Annotated in this window: 14 protein-coding genes; 6 read left to right on the top strand and 8 right to left on the bottom strand. The window is 70.6% G+C overall.

The features are described 5' to 3' along the window. Positions 1 to 33: 33 nt before the first annotated feature. From LZ199_RS44145 to LZ199_RS44110, 8 genes are all read right to left on the bottom strand, one after another. Positions 34 to 915, bottom strand: coding sequence for an ATP-grasp domain-containing protein (locus LZ199_RS44145; protein ID WP_253999851.1), 882 nt, complete (start codon positions 913 to 915; stop codon positions 34 to 36). A gap of 293 nt (positions 916 to 1,208) precedes the next feature. After that, the gene (gene argC, locus LZ199_RS44140) at positions 1,209 to 2,276 is read right to left on the bottom strand and encodes an N-acetyl-gamma-glutamyl-phosphate reductase (protein ID WP_253999850.1); all 1,068 of its coding nucleotides are present in this window, start codon (positions 2,274 to 2,276) and stop codon (positions 1,209 to 1,211) included. Then, entirely contained in the window at positions 2,273 to 3,334 is a 1,062-nt protein-coding gene (locus LZ199_RS44135; RefSeq protein WP_253999849.1) for a P-loop NTPase family protein, read from the bottom strand. The genes argC and LZ199_RS44135 overlap by 4 nt, the downstream gene beginning before the upstream one ends. Position 3,335: 1 nt before the next feature. Then, positions 3,336 to 4,529 carry an argininosuccinate synthase gene (argG, locus tag LZ199_RS44130; protein WP_253999848.1) on the bottom strand — a complete coding sequence of 398 codons (1,194 nt, stop codon included), beginning with the start codon at positions 4,527 to 4,529 and terminating at the stop codon, positions 3,336 to 3,338. A 26-nt stretch (positions 4,530 to 4,555) separates the two neighbouring features. Continuing rightward, entirely contained in the window at positions 4,556 to 5,905 is a 1,350-nt protein-coding gene (argH, locus tag LZ199_RS44125; RefSeq protein WP_253999847.1) for an argininosuccinate lyase, read from the bottom strand. Continuing rightward, entirely contained in the window at positions 5,898 to 6,959 is a 1,062-nt protein-coding gene (locus LZ199_RS44120) for a M20/M25/M40 family metallo-hydrolase (RefSeq protein ID WP_253999846.1), read from the bottom strand. Before LZ199_RS44120 ends, argH begins: the two co-directional genes overlap by 8 nt. Next, positions 6,956 to 7,882, bottom strand: a complete 927-nt coding sequence (gene argB / locus LZ199_RS44115; protein ID WP_253999845.1) for an acetylglutamate kinase — start codon at positions 7,880 to 7,882, stop codon at positions 6,956 to 6,958. The genes LZ199_RS44120 and argB overlap by 4 nt, the downstream gene beginning before the upstream one ends. Before the next feature lie 51 nt (positions 7,883 to 7,933). Next, complete coding sequence (locus tag LZ199_RS44110) at positions 7,934 to 8,944, bottom strand: N-acetylornithine carbamoyltransferase (RefSeq protein WP_253999844.1); 1,011 nt, start codon at positions 8,942 to 8,944, stop codon at positions 7,934 to 7,936. Between the two features lie 170 nt (positions 8,945 to 9,114). Between LZ199_RS44110 and LZ199_RS44105 the strand changes: the two genes are divergently transcribed. The 6 genes from LZ199_RS44105 (at position 9,115) to LZ199_RS44070 (ending at position 15,073) form a co-directional block, all read left to right on the top strand. After that, a complete protein-coding gene (locus LZ199_RS44105; RefSeq protein WP_323390366.1) occupies positions 9,115 to 9,549 on the top strand; it encodes an arginine repressor in 435 nt (144 codons plus the stop codon). Positions 9,550 to 9,767: 218 nt separating this feature from the next. Continuing rightward, the gene (locus tag LZ199_RS44100) at positions 9,768 to 10,325 is read left to right on the top strand and encodes a Uma2 family endonuclease (protein WP_253999842.1); all 558 of its coding nucleotides are present in this window, start codon (positions 9,768 to 9,770) and stop codon (positions 10,323 to 10,325) included. A 100-nt stretch (positions 10,326 to 10,425) separates the two neighbouring features. Then, entirely contained in the window at positions 10,426 to 11,664 is a 1,239-nt protein-coding gene (locus LZ199_RS44095) for a vWA domain-containing protein (RefSeq protein WP_253999841.1), read from the top strand. Between the two features lie 9 nt (positions 11,665 to 11,673). Next, complete coding sequence (locus tag LZ199_RS46565) at positions 11,674 to 12,381, top strand: response regulator transcription factor (protein ID WP_176435292.1); 708 nt, start codon at positions 11,674 to 11,676, stop codon at positions 12,379 to 12,381. Further along, a complete protein-coding gene (locus LZ199_RS44075) occupies positions 12,378 to 14,132 on the top strand; it encodes a sensor histidine kinase (RefSeq protein WP_253999840.1) in 1,755 nt (584 codons plus the stop codon). Before LZ199_RS46565 ends, LZ199_RS44075 begins: the two co-directional genes overlap by 4 nt. Positions 14,133 to 14,521: 389 nt before the next feature. Next, complete coding sequence (locus tag LZ199_RS44070; RefSeq protein ID WP_253999839.1) at positions 14,522 to 15,073, top strand: ECF-type sigma factor; 552 nt, start codon at positions 14,522 to 14,524, stop codon at positions 15,071 to 15,073. The last annotated feature ends 35 nt before the right edge of the window (positions 15,074 to 15,108 follow it).

The raw sequence follows: 15,108 nt of genomic DNA, 5'->3' as shown, positions 1-15,108 counted from the left end.
CTCTCGGGCGGGGACAACGTGGCGGGTGCCTGACTACCCGGCCCCCATGAGGGGCTCGAAGAGCGTGCGAGGGTCCAGCCCTGGGGGCAAGCCGGAGACGCCGCCGTCATTCACCTCGACGACGGCCCAGCCGCCATCCTCCAGCATGGCGACGTCGAGGGAGAAGAAGGGCGAGTCGATGCGGCGGCCCAGCGGTTCGAAGGCGGTGAAGTCGGGAACCTCGACGTCGAACTCATGGTACGGCTCGGCCGCGAGCAGGCGGCCGTGGCCGAAGAAGAGGCGGAACTCCAGGTGCGCGGGGCCGGTGGGCGTCCTGCCGTAGACCTTGAGCGGCAGGTACTTCCGGACGACGAGGCCCCGCTCGAAGCGCTCACCGCGCTCCTCCACGAGGTTGGCGCACGTGCGCTCGAAGTCCTCCGGTGTGGCGCCGGCCGGCACGAAGCAGGCCTCCTCCCAGCGCTCCTTGGCGGACTTCACGTGGTCCTTGAGGATGTACGGCGGCGGCCCCAGCTCCTGGGCGGCGCGCCAGGCCTCCTGTGCGTCAGTGCCCTCCGTCCAGACGGAGCGCGCGGTGTAGCGGGCGAGGCGCGGGTACCAGTTCGGCAGGTACAGCGCGGCGGCGTACTGGGTGGGGGTGGTCAGCAGCCGGTGGCCGCGCTCGGAGAGGGCTTCGTCGAGCGCGCCATACTCCTCCTCGGTGAGCATCCAGCCCCGGTAGAGCAGGCGAAGCGCTCCGCGCTCCGGCACCGCGTCGAGCGCGCGCTCCAGGTTGCCATGGAGCAGGGCGGCCAGGTCCACCTGGTACGTGTCGAAACCCAGCGCCTCCGCGGCTTCGGCCTCCACGTCGAAGGTGTCGTACTGAGAGGGATTGCGACCGAAGACGAGGGCACTCGCAGGACGGGAGCGTCGAGGCATGGGCACCGCTTTCGTGGCAGTCCACACGGCGGGGAGGGCCGGGCGGGCCTCCTCCGACGCGAGCTCGAGCGCGGCCTGACGTGCTCCCGGCGAAGACTCACGCCCGAGAATGGGCGGGGCCTGGGAGGAAGTGGGGGCGTTGAGTGAAACAGATGCTCGCGCCAGGTGAAGCCTGACAAATGCGACTGCGGGCCCTCGCGCTGACTCGCAACCAGTGTTCTCTAGCCCGGCCCTCTAAAGAGGCCGTGGCCACCGCGCCCGCTCCGAGGCCACCGGAGCGGGCGCGGCGTCGTTCACGGGTAGCAGGCGGCCTGACGCAGCCCGGTGTCCTCGGGGAAGCCGAGGGACACGTTGAAGTTCTGCACGGCCTGGCCGGCCATGCCCTTCACCAGGTTGTCCAGCGCGGCCATGACGGCCACGGAGCGGCCCTTCGTCGCCACGGAGATGTCGCAGAAGTTGCTGCCGGTGACGGCGGCGACGCGCGGCGTGCCTTCGACGATGCGGACGAACTTGGAGCCTTCGTAATAGCGGCGGAACTTGTCCGTCAGCGACTGCGTCACCACCGCGCCGCCGTGCTCGGGCCACTCGAACTGCACGGTGGCGAAGATGCCGCGCACCATGGGCGCCGAGTGCGGCACGAAGGCCAGCCGGTGGCGCTGCGCGCCGTGGGCCACGAGCATGACCTCGACCTCCGCCTCGTGCTGATGCTCCAGCGGCTTGTACGCGCGGAAGTCGTGCGCACGCGTCGGGTGGTGCGTGCCCTCGCCCGGCAGCGAGCCGGAGCCGGAGGAGCCCGTCACACCGGAGACGGCCAGCAGGCCCAGGCCCGGCGTGGAGGCGATGGGCAGGAGCGCCAGCTGCACCGCGGTGGCGAAGCAGCCGGGGTTGGCGATGCGCCTGGCGCCTTTGAGCTCCTCGCGCTTCCACTCGGTGAGGCCGTACGTGAAGGTGCCCAGCAGGTCCGGCGCGGGGTGCGGCTTGCCATAGGCGCCCGCGTACCGTCCCGGATGGTCCAGCCGGAAGTCAGAGGACAGGTCCACGAGCAGCAGGCGGTCGGCGAGCCCCGCCTCGGCCCACTTCTTCTCCAGGCCGAGGAACTGGGTGGCCAGCTCGCCATGGCCCAGCGCGCTGAACAGCACGGGCTGCTGAGAGTCCGCCAGCCATCGCCAGTCCGGCTCCGCCTCGAACGTCGCGTCCACCAGTCCGCGCAGGTGCGGATGCACCTTGTGGACGGGCGCACCCGCGTGGTGCCGGGACACGACGCGGATGCCGGCCACGGCCGGATGCCCGGAGAGAATCCGCAACAGCTCGCCTCCGCCAAAACCGGAGGCCCCCAGGATGTAGATGTTCGCCCGCGTCATGACTTCCTCCCCGCGCCGAGCTTCGGCGAGAGCTTCTCCAGGATGAGACCACCCAGCGCCGCCGGGTCCGCGCGAGCGTTTCGCGCCGGCACACCCACGACCTGCTCCACGAAGCGCACGCCCACCGCGTTGTCCGTGGCCGGTCCCGCCAGCACGTCCACGTCGATGCCGTACGTCTCCTTCAGGTGCCGCACGCCGCCCGCCGCGCCCACCGGGTCGTTGGCGCACATCACCCACGCGCCCGCGAGGGCCTTGAGCTCCGGGTCCGCCAGAATCGCCTGGACGCCGTACTCACCCATGATGCCGTCGCCCGTCTCCGCGACGATGACGTCCACGTCGGACACCGCCAGCTCGGAGAACAGCACCCGCGCCACGCGCGCCGCCGTGCGGGGCCCCGTGCAGACGATGCCCGCGTCCGTGAAGTCCATCACCACGTCCGCGCCGGAGTCCTGCATGCTCAGCGTGTCACGCATCAGCGACACGCCCGTGAGCTTCGCGCCGCCCACGCGGTAGCCGGCCTGCGCCAGCCTGCGCACCATGGCGCTGGCGGCGAACGTCTTGCCCGCGTTCATGCACGTGCCCACCACGTAGACGACGGGGCACTTCACCGCCACGTTCGTGCCCTTGAGCGCGCCGGACATCACGTGCGCCGGCTGCCCGTTGCGTGACATCAGCTCCGGGAACTCCAGCACCTGGCCCAGCACCTCCGCCTCGAAGGGCATGCCCACGCCAGGGTTGTGCGACGTGCACTTGCCGATGACGCCGCCCATGTTCAGCACGTGCAGCCGCTGGCCCACGGTGACGGTCTCCGGCACCACGCCCTCGTAGCCATGCAGCGCGTTGCGGTGCCCCAGCGCGCCCACCATGATGTCGCCCGCGTGCAGCGTGACGAGGCGCCCGTGGACGTCCTCGAGCTGGTTGTAGACGCTCTTCTCGCCGTGGATGCGGATGGCGATGACGGCGCCTTCCTCGGCTTTGACCTCGGGCGTGAGGTGCACGGTGCGCCCCAGGCCCAGGTTGCGGGTGACGCTTCCCACCTTGTCGACGAAGACCTTCATGTCAGCCTCCCTTCGCCCGGTGCGAGAGCATCTGCGCGACGCCGTACAGCTTGGCGAAGCCAGCGGCCTCCGAGCCCGTCCACAACACGTTCGCTTCCCCGTACGTCGCCACCTTCGCGTCCATCAACGAATGCGGCGAGCGCACGCCTTCCACCACCATGGAGCGGGGGTGCAACACGAGCCGCACCTCGCCCGTCACCCGGTCCTGCGAGGAGGTGAGGAACGCCTCCAGGTCCTTCACGAGCGGGTCGAAGAAGTGCCCCTCGTGCAGGAGCGAGCCGTAGAGGTTGCCCACGGTCTCCTTCCAGAACAGCTGCTTGCCGGACAGCACCAGCTTCTCCAGCTCGCGGTGCGAGGTGATGAGCAGGTGCGCGGCCGGCGCCTCGAAGCCCACGCGGCCCTTGATTCCGAGGATGGTGTCGCCCAGGTGGATGCCCCGGCCGATGCCGTACTGGCGCCCCAGCACGTTGAGCGCCTCCACCAGCTCCACGGGCCCCAGCGCCTTGCCGTCCAGCGACACGGGGATGCCCTGCTCGAAGCCCACCGTCAGGGGACGAGGCTTCAAGTCGGTGGGAATCTCCCCGGAGGGGAAGGCCGCCTCGGGCAGCGCGCTCCACGAGTTGAGCGTCTCGCTGCCGCCCACGGACGTGCCCCACATGCCCTCGTTGACGGAGTAGGAGCCCAGCTTCGGCGGCATGTGGATGCCGCGCTCGGCCAGGAAGGCCAGCTCCTCCTTCCGGCTCAGGCCCAGCGTGCGGATGGGGGTGAGCAGCTCCAAGTCACCGGCCAGCGAGCGGAACGCCACGTCGAAGCGCACCTGGTCATTGCCCGCGCCGGTGCTGCCGTGCGCCAGCGACTGCACGCCCTTCTCTCGCGCCACGCGGACGACCTCCACGGCCTGGCACGCCCGCTCCGCGGACACGCTCAGGGGGTAGAGCTGCCCGCGCAGCACGTTGCCGGCGATGAGGTAGCGCAGGTAGCCCTGGAAGAGGGTGCCGCGCGCGTCCACCTTGATGTGCTCCACTGCGCCCAGCTTCGCGGACAGGGCCGCGATGCTCGCGAGCTGCTCGGGAGGAAAGCCGCCCGTATCCACGGTGACCGTCGTCACGGCGTAGCCCTGCTCGCGCAGGTACACCGTGCAGAAAGCGGTATCGAGTCCGCCGGAGAAGGCCAGCACCACGTTCTTCTTGCTCATGTCGTCACTCCTCACGGGGAAGGCGTTCATACGTCCCACACGCGCGCGGTGGCCGTGGCCAGGGCGCGGTGGGTGTCGTCGAGCCAGGCGCGCGCGGCGCCGAGCTCCTCTCGGGCCTGGGGCAGCCCCAGGTTCCCGGCGCCACCCAGGTGGGTGGCCGTCAGGGCCTCGCGGTCCGGATGGAACGTGCCGTCCGAAAGCTCCCGGCCCACCTGGCGGTAGGCGTCGCGGAAGGCCTGCCCACCGGCCACCAGCGTGTAGGCGTGGTGGGCCGCGTACAGCGTGTCGTCACAAGCCCGCGCTGCCGCCTCCGCCTTCACCTGGAGCACCGGCACCAGTCGGGCGAGCACGTCGAAGAGCGCGCGGCTGGAAGCGAGCGCCGCGAAGGTGGGGCGCTTGAGCAGTTGGAAGTCGCGGTGGTAGCTGGAGGGCAGGCCGCCCGCCACGGCTTCCACCTGGTGCGCCAGTCCTCGCAGCTCGCGGCAGCGCCCGCGCGCCAGCTCCACCACGTCCGGGTTCTTCTTCTGCGGCATGATGGACGAGCCCGTGGTGAACGCGTCCGGCAGCCCGAGGAAGCCGAACTCGTCCGTGCTGTAGAGCTGCACGTCCCACAGCCACTTCTCCAGCGTGCCCGCGACGCTGCAGGCCCAGCCCAGCACCGCGGACTCGTGGCGGCCTCGTCCGTTCTGCGCGTCGATGGGGCTTCTTTGCACCCGACTGAAACCGAGCAGCTGAGCGACGTATTCGCGGTCGATGGGCAGCGGCACGCCGAAGCCCGCGGCGGCGCCGAGCGGGCAGCGGTCCAACCGTCCCCACACCCCGCGCAGCGCCTCCAGCTCCTCCAGCAGTCCCTCCGCGAAGGCCATGCCCCACATGCCGAACGTCGACGGCATCGCGCGCCGCAGGTGGGTGTAGCCCGGCATCGCCACGTGGGCGTGCGCCTGCGCGAAGTCCAGGAAGGCCTCCGCCAGCTTCACCGCGCCCGCGCCGAGAGCCAGGACCTCTTCGCGCAGGAGCAGGCGAACCGCGAGCAGCACCTGGTCATTGCGCGAGCGGGCCAGATGGATGCGCTTGCCCGGCTCGCCCACGCGCTCCACCAGCGCGGCCTCCAGCGCCGTGTGGCCGTCCTCCTGCTCGGGGCGGATGGTGAAGTGGCCCGCGCGCGCCTCGTCGTGCAGCGTCTTCAGCGCGACGACGAGCGCTCGGGACTCCTCCGGCTTGAGCAGGCCCACCTTGCCCAGCATGCGCGCGTGCGCGGCGCTGCCCAGCGCGTCGTGCGGCGTCAGGGCCAGGTCGACAATGGGGTCGTCGCCCACGGTGAACCGGTGGATGACCGCGTCCAGCGCGGCGCCCTTGCCCCACAGAGTCTCAGCCACGGGCCACCTCCTCGAAGTAGCCGCGCAGAAGGCGCGTGTAGAAGGCGGAACCCGCGTCCAGCTCCGCCAGGGTGATGAACTCGTCCGCCAGGTGGCTTCTCAGCGTGTCGCCCGGGCCCACCTTCACCGTGGGCAGCTCGCCCAGGAAGGCCCAGTCGGACGTGGTGCTGGAGCCCACCGGCTCGTTGCCCGACGCGGCGATGGCCGCCCGGACGATGGGCTGCTGCGAGGCCGTCGCCTTCGGCAGATACCGCGCCGAGTGCACCTTCACCTCGCTATTCAATGCGCCACCAATCTGCGTCGCCACCTGCGCGTGGTCCATGCTCGGCGTCGTGCGCAGGTCCACGAAGAACTCGCACGCGTCCGGCACCTGGTTGCGCGCCAGCCCTCCGGAGATCTGCGTCACCTGCGCCCGCGCCTCACCCAAGAGCGGGTGGGACGGGAAGCGCAGCTCCGCCAGCGTGGAGATGTCTCCGGCCGCGACGTGGATGGCGTTCACCGCCTGGGCGTTGTGCGCGTGCGCGACATGCGAGCTGCGGCCATGCGCGGTGCAGCGCAGGAGCAGCATGCCCCGCTGGGCCGTGCAGGGCTTGAGGCTCGTGGGCTCGCCCACCACCGCGGCATCCAGCGGCCCCAGCTCCGGCAGCAGCGTGCCCAGGCCCTGGCCTCCGGTCTCCTCCTCGGCGGTGAAGGCGAAGACGATTTCTCCGCCGGCGGGCGGCCCTTCCTTCAGGAGCGTCCGGGCCGCGACGAGCATCCCCGTCACGCAGCCCTTGGCGTCGTTGCTGCCCAGGCCGTACAGGCGGTCCTCACGCCACTCGGGCGCGTGGGGCGCGTACGTCCACCCGGCGCACGGCTTCACCGTGTCCAGGTGCGAGTTGACGAGCAGCCGGCGCGGCCCGCTTCCCACGGAGAACCACACGTTGTGGCCCCTCCGCTGGACGCGCGCACCCCAGCCCTCCGCCCACCCGGACACCGTGTCCGCGATGAGTCGCTCGTCACCCGAAACGCTGGGGATGGCCACCAGCGCCTGGAGCAGCTCCGCCGCCTTCATCCCCCGTTCCCCGCGTTCTTCGGCGCCTTCTCGCGCACCACCATGGTGCCGCTGCCCTCGTTGGTGAAGACCTCCTCCAACAGCGCGTTGGGCGCCACGCCGCTCACCAGGTGCACGCTGCCCACACCGCCCACGAGCGCGTGGCGGATGGCGTGCGCCTTGGGACGCATGCCGCCGGAGATGGCGCCCGTGTTCTCCATGGTCGCCAGGTCCGTCAGGTTCGCGAGCGTGACGAGCGACGAGGGGTCATTCAAATCGCGCAGGAGGCCCGGCACCTGGACGAGGAAGAAGAGCTTCTCCGCGGACAGGGCCACCGACAGCGCCGCCGCCACGGTGTCCGCGTTGGTGTTGTAGACGGCTCCGTCGACGCCGCCGGAGAGGGGCGCGATGACGGGCACGTAGTCGGCCGAGCGCAGGTGCTCCACCACGCGCGTGTCCACCGCCTCGATGTCGCCCACGAGCCCGTAGTCCACCAGCCGGCCCTCGGTGGCCCCCGGCTCCGTCACCATGACGGGAGGACGCTTGCGCGCCTTGATGAGCCCGGCATCCACGCCGCTCAGGCCCACGGAGGGCACGCCCGCCGCCTGGAGGTCCGCGAGCAGGTCCGTGTGCAGCTTGCCGGCGAGCACCATCTTCGCCGCGTCCAGCACGGGCGCGGACGTCACGCGGCGGCCCGCCACCTTCTCCACCGGCAGGTGGAGGGCGTCGCACAGCGTGTCCAGCTCCGGCCCGCCGCCGTGCACGACGACGGGGCGGATGGAGAACGTCCAGAGCAGGGCGATCTGCTCGCACGCGGAGCGGCGCAGCCGCGGGTCGCTCAGCATGGCGCCGCCGAGCTTCACGACGAACGTCTTGCGGCGGAACTGCTGCACATAGCGCGCGGCGTTGCGAAGCGCGGAGTACGGGTCGGGTGACAAGGGCACGGGAGACCTCGAAAGGAAGAGAAGGGGAGAGGCGCGCCTGGGTGACGCCGCTCAGCGGGACTGCGAGCGCATCCAGTGGAGCAGGGCGCGCTGGACATGGAAGCGGTTGCCCGCCTCGTCCACCACGCGGCTGCTGGAGTGGTCCAGGACCTCGTCGGCGACCTCCACGTTGCGACGCACGGGGAGGCAATGCAGGAACGCGGCGTCCTTCGCGGCGCTCGCCATGGTGCGCAGCGTGGGCATCCACCCGGAATACGACGCGAGCAGCGCGGTGACGTCGTTGGGCGAGAAGGCCGCAGCGGCCGTCGGGCCCCACGACTTGGCGTAGACGGCGCGGCTGCCGGCGAGCGCCTCGTCCTGGTCGTGGGTGTAGGTGATGCTGCCGCCGGTGGCCTTGGCGTACGCCTCCGCCTCCGCGCGCACGGCCGGGTGCAGCTCGAAGCCGGGAGGATGCGCCACGCGCACCTCGCAGCCGGCCGCCGCCGCGCTCAGGAGGAACGAGTTGGGGACCGCCTTGGGCAGCGGCTTGATGTGCGGCGCCCACGTCAGCGTCACGGGCAGCTTCTTCGTGGTGCCGAACGTCTCATGCAGCGTCAGCACGTCCGCCAGGCCCTGGCAGGGGTGCTCGCGCGCGGACTCCATGCTGACCACGGGCACGGTGGCCCACTTGCGGAACGCGTTGATGATGGGGTCGACCTCGTCCTCCTCGTCGCCGCCACCCTGCGAGAAGGTCCGCACGCCCAGCATGTCCACGAAGCGCGAGAGGACGGGCGCGGCCTCCTTGAGGTGCTCGGCCCGGTCCAGGTTCATCACCGCGCCTTCGCGGTGCTCCAGCTTCCACACGCCCGCGCCGACATCCAGGATGATGGCGTTGCCACCGCCGCGCAGCATCACCGCCTCGAACGAGGTGCGCGTGCGCAGCGACGGGTTGAAGAACACCATCCCGAGGATGCTCCCCTCCAGATGACGCCCCGGAGGCGTCTTCTTCCATGCCGCGGCCTGAGCGAGGACGGCCTCTACACCCGCGGGGCCGAGATCCTTGATGTGCGTGACGTGCTTCATGGGCCTGCGCTCCCCGGCCTGGACCGGATGCATAGGTGGATGAATATGCACCAGCATGCGTGCATTTCCGCGAATGGGGCGCGGATATTATGCAGAAAGACGCGACGCGCAAGGGTAATGTTCCCGCAATCTTTCATGCGGGTTCCTTGCATGGAAATTCACGCGCATGCATGGTGGTGGGAATGAACCTGGACGACGAAATCCTTCGGCTCATCTCGGAGCGGGAGATCAGCGATCAGGCGGTCTTGCAGGAGCTGCTGGAGGCGGAAGGGCAGGCGCCGAGCCAGTCCACGCTGTCGCGGCGGCTGAAGAAGCTGGGCGTGCAGAAGGTGGGCGGGCGCTATCAGCGCGCGTCCACGGAGCCGGTGGTGGCCACCGAGCGGCAGCGCGTCAGCATCATCGAGGCGCCGCCGAACATGCTCGTGGTGAAGACAGGGCCCGGCTATGCGCCCGCCCTGGCGCTGGCGTTGGACCGAGAGCCGGAGGTGCCGGGGCTCGCCGGCACGGTGGCCGGTGACGACACCATCTTCGTCGCCGTGACGGACCCCGCGCGGCTGCGTGAGGTGCGCTCCGTCGTGGAGCGGCTGATGCTCCGGAGCGCCTGAGACGGCGGTGCTGCTGGCCGGGTGATTGCACGACGTGCGCGTGCGTGGCCCGAGCCGGGTGGCGGTGCATCGCCCCCCTTGCGTCCGCCGTCCAACCGATACAACCTGGGAGGGTGGTCGCGGCATGGACACCCTCACACGTCAGACCCCGGTGTTATTCCCCTCGCATGACCATGGAACTGGGGTTGGGCGGCGAGGCTTATGGGTATGGGGACGTCATGGACAAGAAACCGGCCACCTATGCGGACCTGGAGGCGCTTCCCGAGACGGTGGTCGGGGAGCTCATCGATGGGGAACTGCACGTCAGCCCCCGGCCAGCACCGCGGCACGCGCTGGCGTCATCCCGACTGGGAGGCGAGCTGAGCGGACCGTTCGACCGGGGCCGGGGAGGGCCCGGAGGGTGGCTCATCCTCTTCGAACCGGGGCTTCATCTGTCCGGAGGCAATGTCCTCGTTCCAGACCTCGCGGGCTGGCGACGTGAGCGGATGCCAGAGCTTCCGCAGACGGTCGGCTTCACGGTCGTCCCGGACTGGGTCTGCGAGGTGCTGTCCCCCTCCACGTCGCGACTGGACCGCTCCTTGAAACTGCCCCTGTATGCCCGCGAAGGCGTGCGCCACGTCTGGATCATCGATCCGATAGCCCGGACGTTGGAGGTCCATCGCCTCGAAGGCCGAAGCTACGCCCCGCCGGTGATTCACGAGGCGCTCGCCAGGGTTCGCGCAGAGCCCTTCGAAGCCTTCGAGCTGGAGCTGGGTTTCCTCTGGGACGCGCGGTAGGCGCGCACCCGGTTACACGGCGGTTACACCTTTCGGACGGTCTCCATCGTTACTGTCCCAAGCGTGCTCTTCAGGGCACTGCCGCACGAAAGGACTCACGATGAAACCGGCCCTCAAGCTCCCCGTCATCCTCGGCTCGGCCGCGGTGCTCGCGCTCTCCGCCCTCCTGCTGGGCAAGCCCGCGTCCACGCCGCCGCCTCCGCCCGTGGCGACGCCTCCCGCTCCCGTGGCGGTGGCCTCTCCTTCTCGCGTGGAGGTCCCTCCCTCGAAGCCCGGACCCGTGGATGCCTCGGCGCCTGTCATCCAGATTGCCCTGCTGCTGGACACCAGCGGTAGCATGGACGGCCTGCTGGACCAGGCCCGCACGCAGCTGTGGAACATCGTGAACCGCTTCTCGCGCGCCCGTCGCGGGGGCGCCGCTCCCCGGCTCGAACTGGCGCTCTACGCCTACGGCTACGCGGGGGAGGGCGCGGGCTCGAACGAGATTCGCCTGCTGACGCCCTTCACCACGGACCTGGATGCCATCTCCGAGCGCCTCTTCGCCCTGCGGACCTCCGGTGGGTCGGAGAACTGCGGCGAGGTCATCCAGGAGGCCACCCAGAAGCTCGCCTGGAGCACGAACCCGGACGCGATGCGGCTCATCTTCATCGCGGGCAACGAGACCTTCACCCAGGGCCCTGTCGACTTCCGCAAGGCCGTGGCCGTCGCCAGCAAGCGGGGCATCACCGTGAACACCATCCACTGCGGTGACTACGAGCAGGGCATCTCCGACCAGTGGAAGGCCGCCGCCACGCTCGCCGATGGCAGCTACATGAACATCGACCAGAACCAGAAGGTGGTGGAGCTGGCCGCGCCGCAGGACGACGAGATTGCCAAGCTGGGCGAGGAGCTGAACAAGACCTACGTCGTCTATGGCGGCGCCGCGGGCAAGGCGAGCCAGATGCGGCAGCAGGAGCAGGACAGCCTCTCTCGTGGCGTGTCGGTGCAGAACATGGCGGCGCGCTCGATGGCGAAGTCCTCCGGGAACTACTCCAACGAGAGCTGGGACCTGGTGGACGCGGTGAAGAAGAACAAGCTGGACCTGGGCGCCGTTGCCGCCGCCGACCTGCCCGAGCCGATGCGCAACCTGGACGCCGAAGGGCGCAAGGCGTGGCTGGAGGCCCGAGAGAAGGAGCGCGCGGCGCTCCAGCAGCGCATCCAGGACCTCGGCAAGGCGCGTCAGCAGTTCCTCGCGGACGCTCGCAAGCAGAACCCCACGAAGGAGGATGCCACGCTGGACGGTGTCATCGGCCAGGTGGTGAGCCGCGAGGCCACGAAGCGTCAGTTCACCTTGGAGTAGGATGCCGTCATGGCCGCGCGCCGAGTGCTCGTCGTCGAGGATGACCCCGCCATCCGGCGCGGAATCGTGGATGCGCTTCGCTTCGAGGGCTACGAGGTCCTCGAAGCGGGCGTGCGTGAGGAGGGCCAGCGGCTGGCGGAGCGCACGCCGGTGGACCTGGTGCTGCTGGACCTGGTGCTCCCGGACGGTGACGGGCTGGACCTGCTCCGCGCCGTGCGCAAGAGCCGGCCGACGCTGCCCGTCATCATCCTCACCGCCCGGGGCCAGGAGGAGGACCGGGTGATGGGGCTGAAGCTGGGCGCGGACGACTACGTGGTGAAGCCCTTCTCGGTGCGCGAGCTGCTGGCCCGCGCGGGCGCGGTGCTCCGGCGCTCGGCGGAGCGGCCCCAGGGCGCTCCCCGCGTGGACTTCCCAGGAGGCCACTTCGTGGTGGAGCGCCGCGAGCTGAGCTTCGATGACGGCTCCCGGACGGACCTCTCCGAGCGCGAGGCGGAGGCGCTGCGCTACCTGGGGGAGAACGCGGGGCGGGCCATCTCTCGCGAAGAGCTGCTGGAGCGTGTGTGGCACCTGCCCGCGAGGAGCGTGCAGACGCGCACCGTGGACATGACGATGGCGCGCCTGCGGGAGAAGCTGCGCGACGACTCGGCCGAGCCCCGCGTCATCCTCACCGTGCGCGGCAAGGGCTACATGTTCTCCGTGCCGGGCGGCCCGAGATGATTCGCTCCTGGCGCGTCTGGCTCGCGGTGAGCGCCTGTCTGCTGCTCGCGCTGGCGGGTGTGGTGTGGCTGTCCGTGTTCGCCCTGCGGTTGGACCGCACGGACCGTCAGGCGCGCGAGAGCGCGGGGCGCGAGGAGAACGCGCGCCTGGCGCTGTGGCGGCTCGACTCGGAGCTGTTGCCGCTGGTGGCCCGGGAGAGCGCGGTGGCGGTGGAGTCGTACGCGGCCTTGGCGCCCGCGCGCGGCGTCCTGGATGCGGAGCGGCGCCCTCTCCCGGAGGGGCACGCCTGGGTGGCCTCGCCGCTGCTCGCGGGTCCGCCGGAGCATGTCTTGCTGCACTTCCAGATGGGGCCCGACGGGGTGGTGTCCTCGCCCCAGGTGGTGGAGCCCGCGCTGCGAGCCCCCTCTCTCCCACGCTCCGGAGTGGACGAGGAGGTCCTTCGCCAGCGGCTGGAGCAGGTGTCGCGCCTGCTGCGGGACGCTCGAGTGCGGGAGGCGCTGGCGAGGCGCGTTCCCACGCCGTCCTTCCCCACGTCGCGGCGGGAGGCCGGGAACAAGCTGGCGGACGCGCTCCAGTGGACGAAGAACGCGAGCGAGTTCGATGCGCGCTCCCGCAGCGCCCGTCAGGCCGCGAGCCAGAACGTGGTGGGCTACGGCAAGGTGGCGCCCTTGGAGCAGGACCTCGCCCAGGAGGTCGTCGAGGAGATGCGGGCCATCTGGGTGGGAGACGCGCTGCTGCTCGGTCGGCGCGTCCAGGTGGACGGTGAGGAGTACATCCAGGGGTGCTGGCTGGACTGGCCCGCGCTCCGGCGATGGCTCCAGGGGAAGGTGGAGGACCTGCTGCCGGGCGCGACGCTGGAGCCCGTGAAGGACGCGGGGGCGGTGATGGGGGAGGGGCGGATGCTGGCGTCGCTGCCGGTGAAGCTGGTGCCGGGCGCGGCCCCGAGCGAGGCGGGCTCGTCGGGGGCGCTGTCGTCCCTTCCGCTGGTGTTGATGGTGGCGTGGAGCGGCGTGGCGCTCGCGGGCGTGGCCGTGGTGGCGCTGTTGGGCGGGGTGATGTCGCTCAGCGAGCGCCGGGGCGCGTTCGTCTCGGCCGTGACGCACGAGCTGCGCACGCCGCTGACGACGTTCCGGATGTACACGGAGATGCTGGCGGCGGGGATGGTGCCGGACGCGGCGCGCCGCCAGGAGTACTTCGACATCCTCCACCGGGAGGCGGAGCGGCTGAGCCACCTGGTGGAGAACGTGCTCGCCTATGCGCGAATCGAGCGGGGACGTACTCCCGCGCGGCTGGGACGCGTGGAGGTGGGCGCGCTGCTGTCGCGGATGGAGGAGCGGCTCTCGGAGCGCGCGCTCCAGGCAGGTCTCTCCCTGCAGTTGGAGGTGCCTCCGGGCGTGGCGGTGCTGACGGACCCGTCCGCGGTGGAGCAGGTGCTCTTCAACCTCGTGGACAACGCGGCCAAGTACGCGGCGGGCGCGGCGGACAAGCGCCTGCATGTGGAGCTGGAGCGGCGCGGGAGGACGGTGGGGCTGGCGGTGAGGGACCACGGGCCCGGGGTGGATGCGGCCACGGCGCGCAAGCTCTTCGAGCCGTTCTCCAAATCCGTGCAGACGGCGGCGAAGTCCGCGCCCGGCGTGGGGCTGGGGCTGGCGCTGTGCCGTCGCCTCGCCAGGAGCATGCGCGCGGACCTGCGCTACGAGCGGGCGCGTGGAGGCGGTGCGCGCTTCGTCCTCTGGCTGCCCACCGCCTGACGTCCGTCGTGACTCACCTTTGGCCGGGAAGCCGCTCGCCTTCGGGCCGGGCGATGGCCTCTCCACGCCCGCACCGGCCGCCCGCAAGGGGTGACGCCTGGCAGGCGGCGTTGCTGGGGGCGGACCACCCGACGTCTCGCCGCGCGAACGTGCTCCAGTGGTCCTTGGAGATGTAGATAATCAAGAAATTCAAGAAAGACTGGTGAGATTGCGTTGCGCGAACCCACCCTGCGAGCACAGGTTGGGTAATCCCACCGGGCAGGGAATTGTCGGCATTCACGAAAAACAATTCTTTGTTCTCAAGATTCGCGGGGGAACTCGTTCGAAATCGTAGGCAGGCGTGGCGAAGCGACTCGATGGGATGTGAGACCCAGGAGGACACCATGGGCATGTCGGAGATGACATCGCTGCTGGACGGCGCTCGCAACGGGAACGCGGAGGCTCGGGACGCACTGAGGTGGGTGGCGTACCAGGAGCTGCGGGAGATGACGCATTCGGACATGAGCGGCGAGTCACCCCGCCTCTCCATGGGGCCGACGATGCTCCTGCGCGACATCTGGCGGCGCCTGGCGGGGGACATCTCGGACGCGGACCGGCGGCGACACTTCATGGGCGCGGGAGCCCAGGCGATGCGCCGGGTGCTGGTGGAGGGCGTGCGCGTGCGCAATGCGCGCCGGAGCGCCGCCCGTCGCGAGCCGCTGTACCTGCGCGACGAGGTCTTCGAGTTTCCGGTCGGTGTCGAAATCGACGTCCTGGACCTGGAGCGGGTGCTGGTGGAGCTGGAGGCGTTCAAGCCCCGGCTGGCCCGCGTCGTCGAGCTCCGCTACTTCGCGGGCCTGGGCATCCAGGAGACCGCGGCGGTGCTGGGCGTGGTCCCCGCCACCGTTCGACGCGACTGGACCTTCGCTCGCGGCGACCTGTGCGAGCGCGTGGGCCACTGATTCCCTGAAGCGTGCGTGTCGTCCCCGGCCGAGCC

Source organism: Myxococcus qinghaiensis, from assembly GCF_024198215.1.
Classification (GTDB): domain Bacteria; phylum Myxococcota; class Myxococcia; order Myxococcales; family Myxococcaceae; genus Myxococcus; species Myxococcus qinghaiensis.
Note: the sequence above shows the minus strand (reverse complement) of the source record. Positions and strands in the feature narration are given on the sequence as shown.

Coding starts and splice junctions, on each gene's coding strand:
- LZ199_RS44135 (WP_253999849.1), bottom strand. CDS start 3,334: ATGAAGGTCTTCGTCGACAAGGTGGGAAGCGTCACCCGCAACCTGGGC.
- LZ199_RS44100 (WP_253999842.1), top strand. CDS start 9,768: ATGGACAAGAAACCGGCCACCTATGCGGACCTGGAGGCGCTTCCCGAG.
- argC (WP_253999850.1), bottom strand. CDS start 2,276: ATGACGCGGGCGAACATCTACATCCTGGGGGCCTCCGGTTTTGGCGGA.
- LZ199_RS44145 (WP_253999851.1), bottom strand. CDS start 915: ATGCCTCGACGCTCCCGTCCTGCGAGTGCCCTCGTCTTCGGTCGCAAT.
- LZ199_RS44120 (WP_253999846.1), bottom strand. CDS start 6,959: ATGAAGGCGGCGGAGCTGCTCCAGGCGCTGGTGGCCATCCCCAGCGTT.
- LZ199_RS44070 (WP_253999839.1), top strand. CDS start 14,522: ATGTCGGAGATGACATCGCTGCTGGACGGCGCTCGCAACGGGAACGCG.
- LZ199_RS44110 (WP_253999844.1), bottom strand. CDS start 8,944: ATGAAGCACGTCACGCACATCAAGGATCTCGGCCCCGCGGGTGTAGAG.
- argG (WP_253999848.1), bottom strand. CDS start 4,529: ATGAGCAAGAAGAACGTGGTGCTGGCCTTCTCCGGCGGACTCGATACC.
- LZ199_RS44105 (WP_323390366.1), top strand. CDS start 9,115: ATGGTGGTGGGAATGAACCTGGACGACGAAATCCTTCGGCTCATCTCG.
- LZ199_RS44075 (WP_253999840.1), top strand. CDS start 12,378: ATGATTCGCTCCTGGCGCGTCTGGCTCGCGGTGAGCGCCTGTCTGCTG.
- LZ199_RS44095 (WP_253999841.1), top strand. CDS start 10,426: ATGAAACCGGCCCTCAAGCTCCCCGTCATCCTCGGCTCGGCCGCGGTG.
- LZ199_RS46565 (WP_176435292.1), top strand. CDS start 11,674: ATGGCCGCGCGCCGAGTGCTCGTCGTCGAGGATGACCCCGCCATCCGG.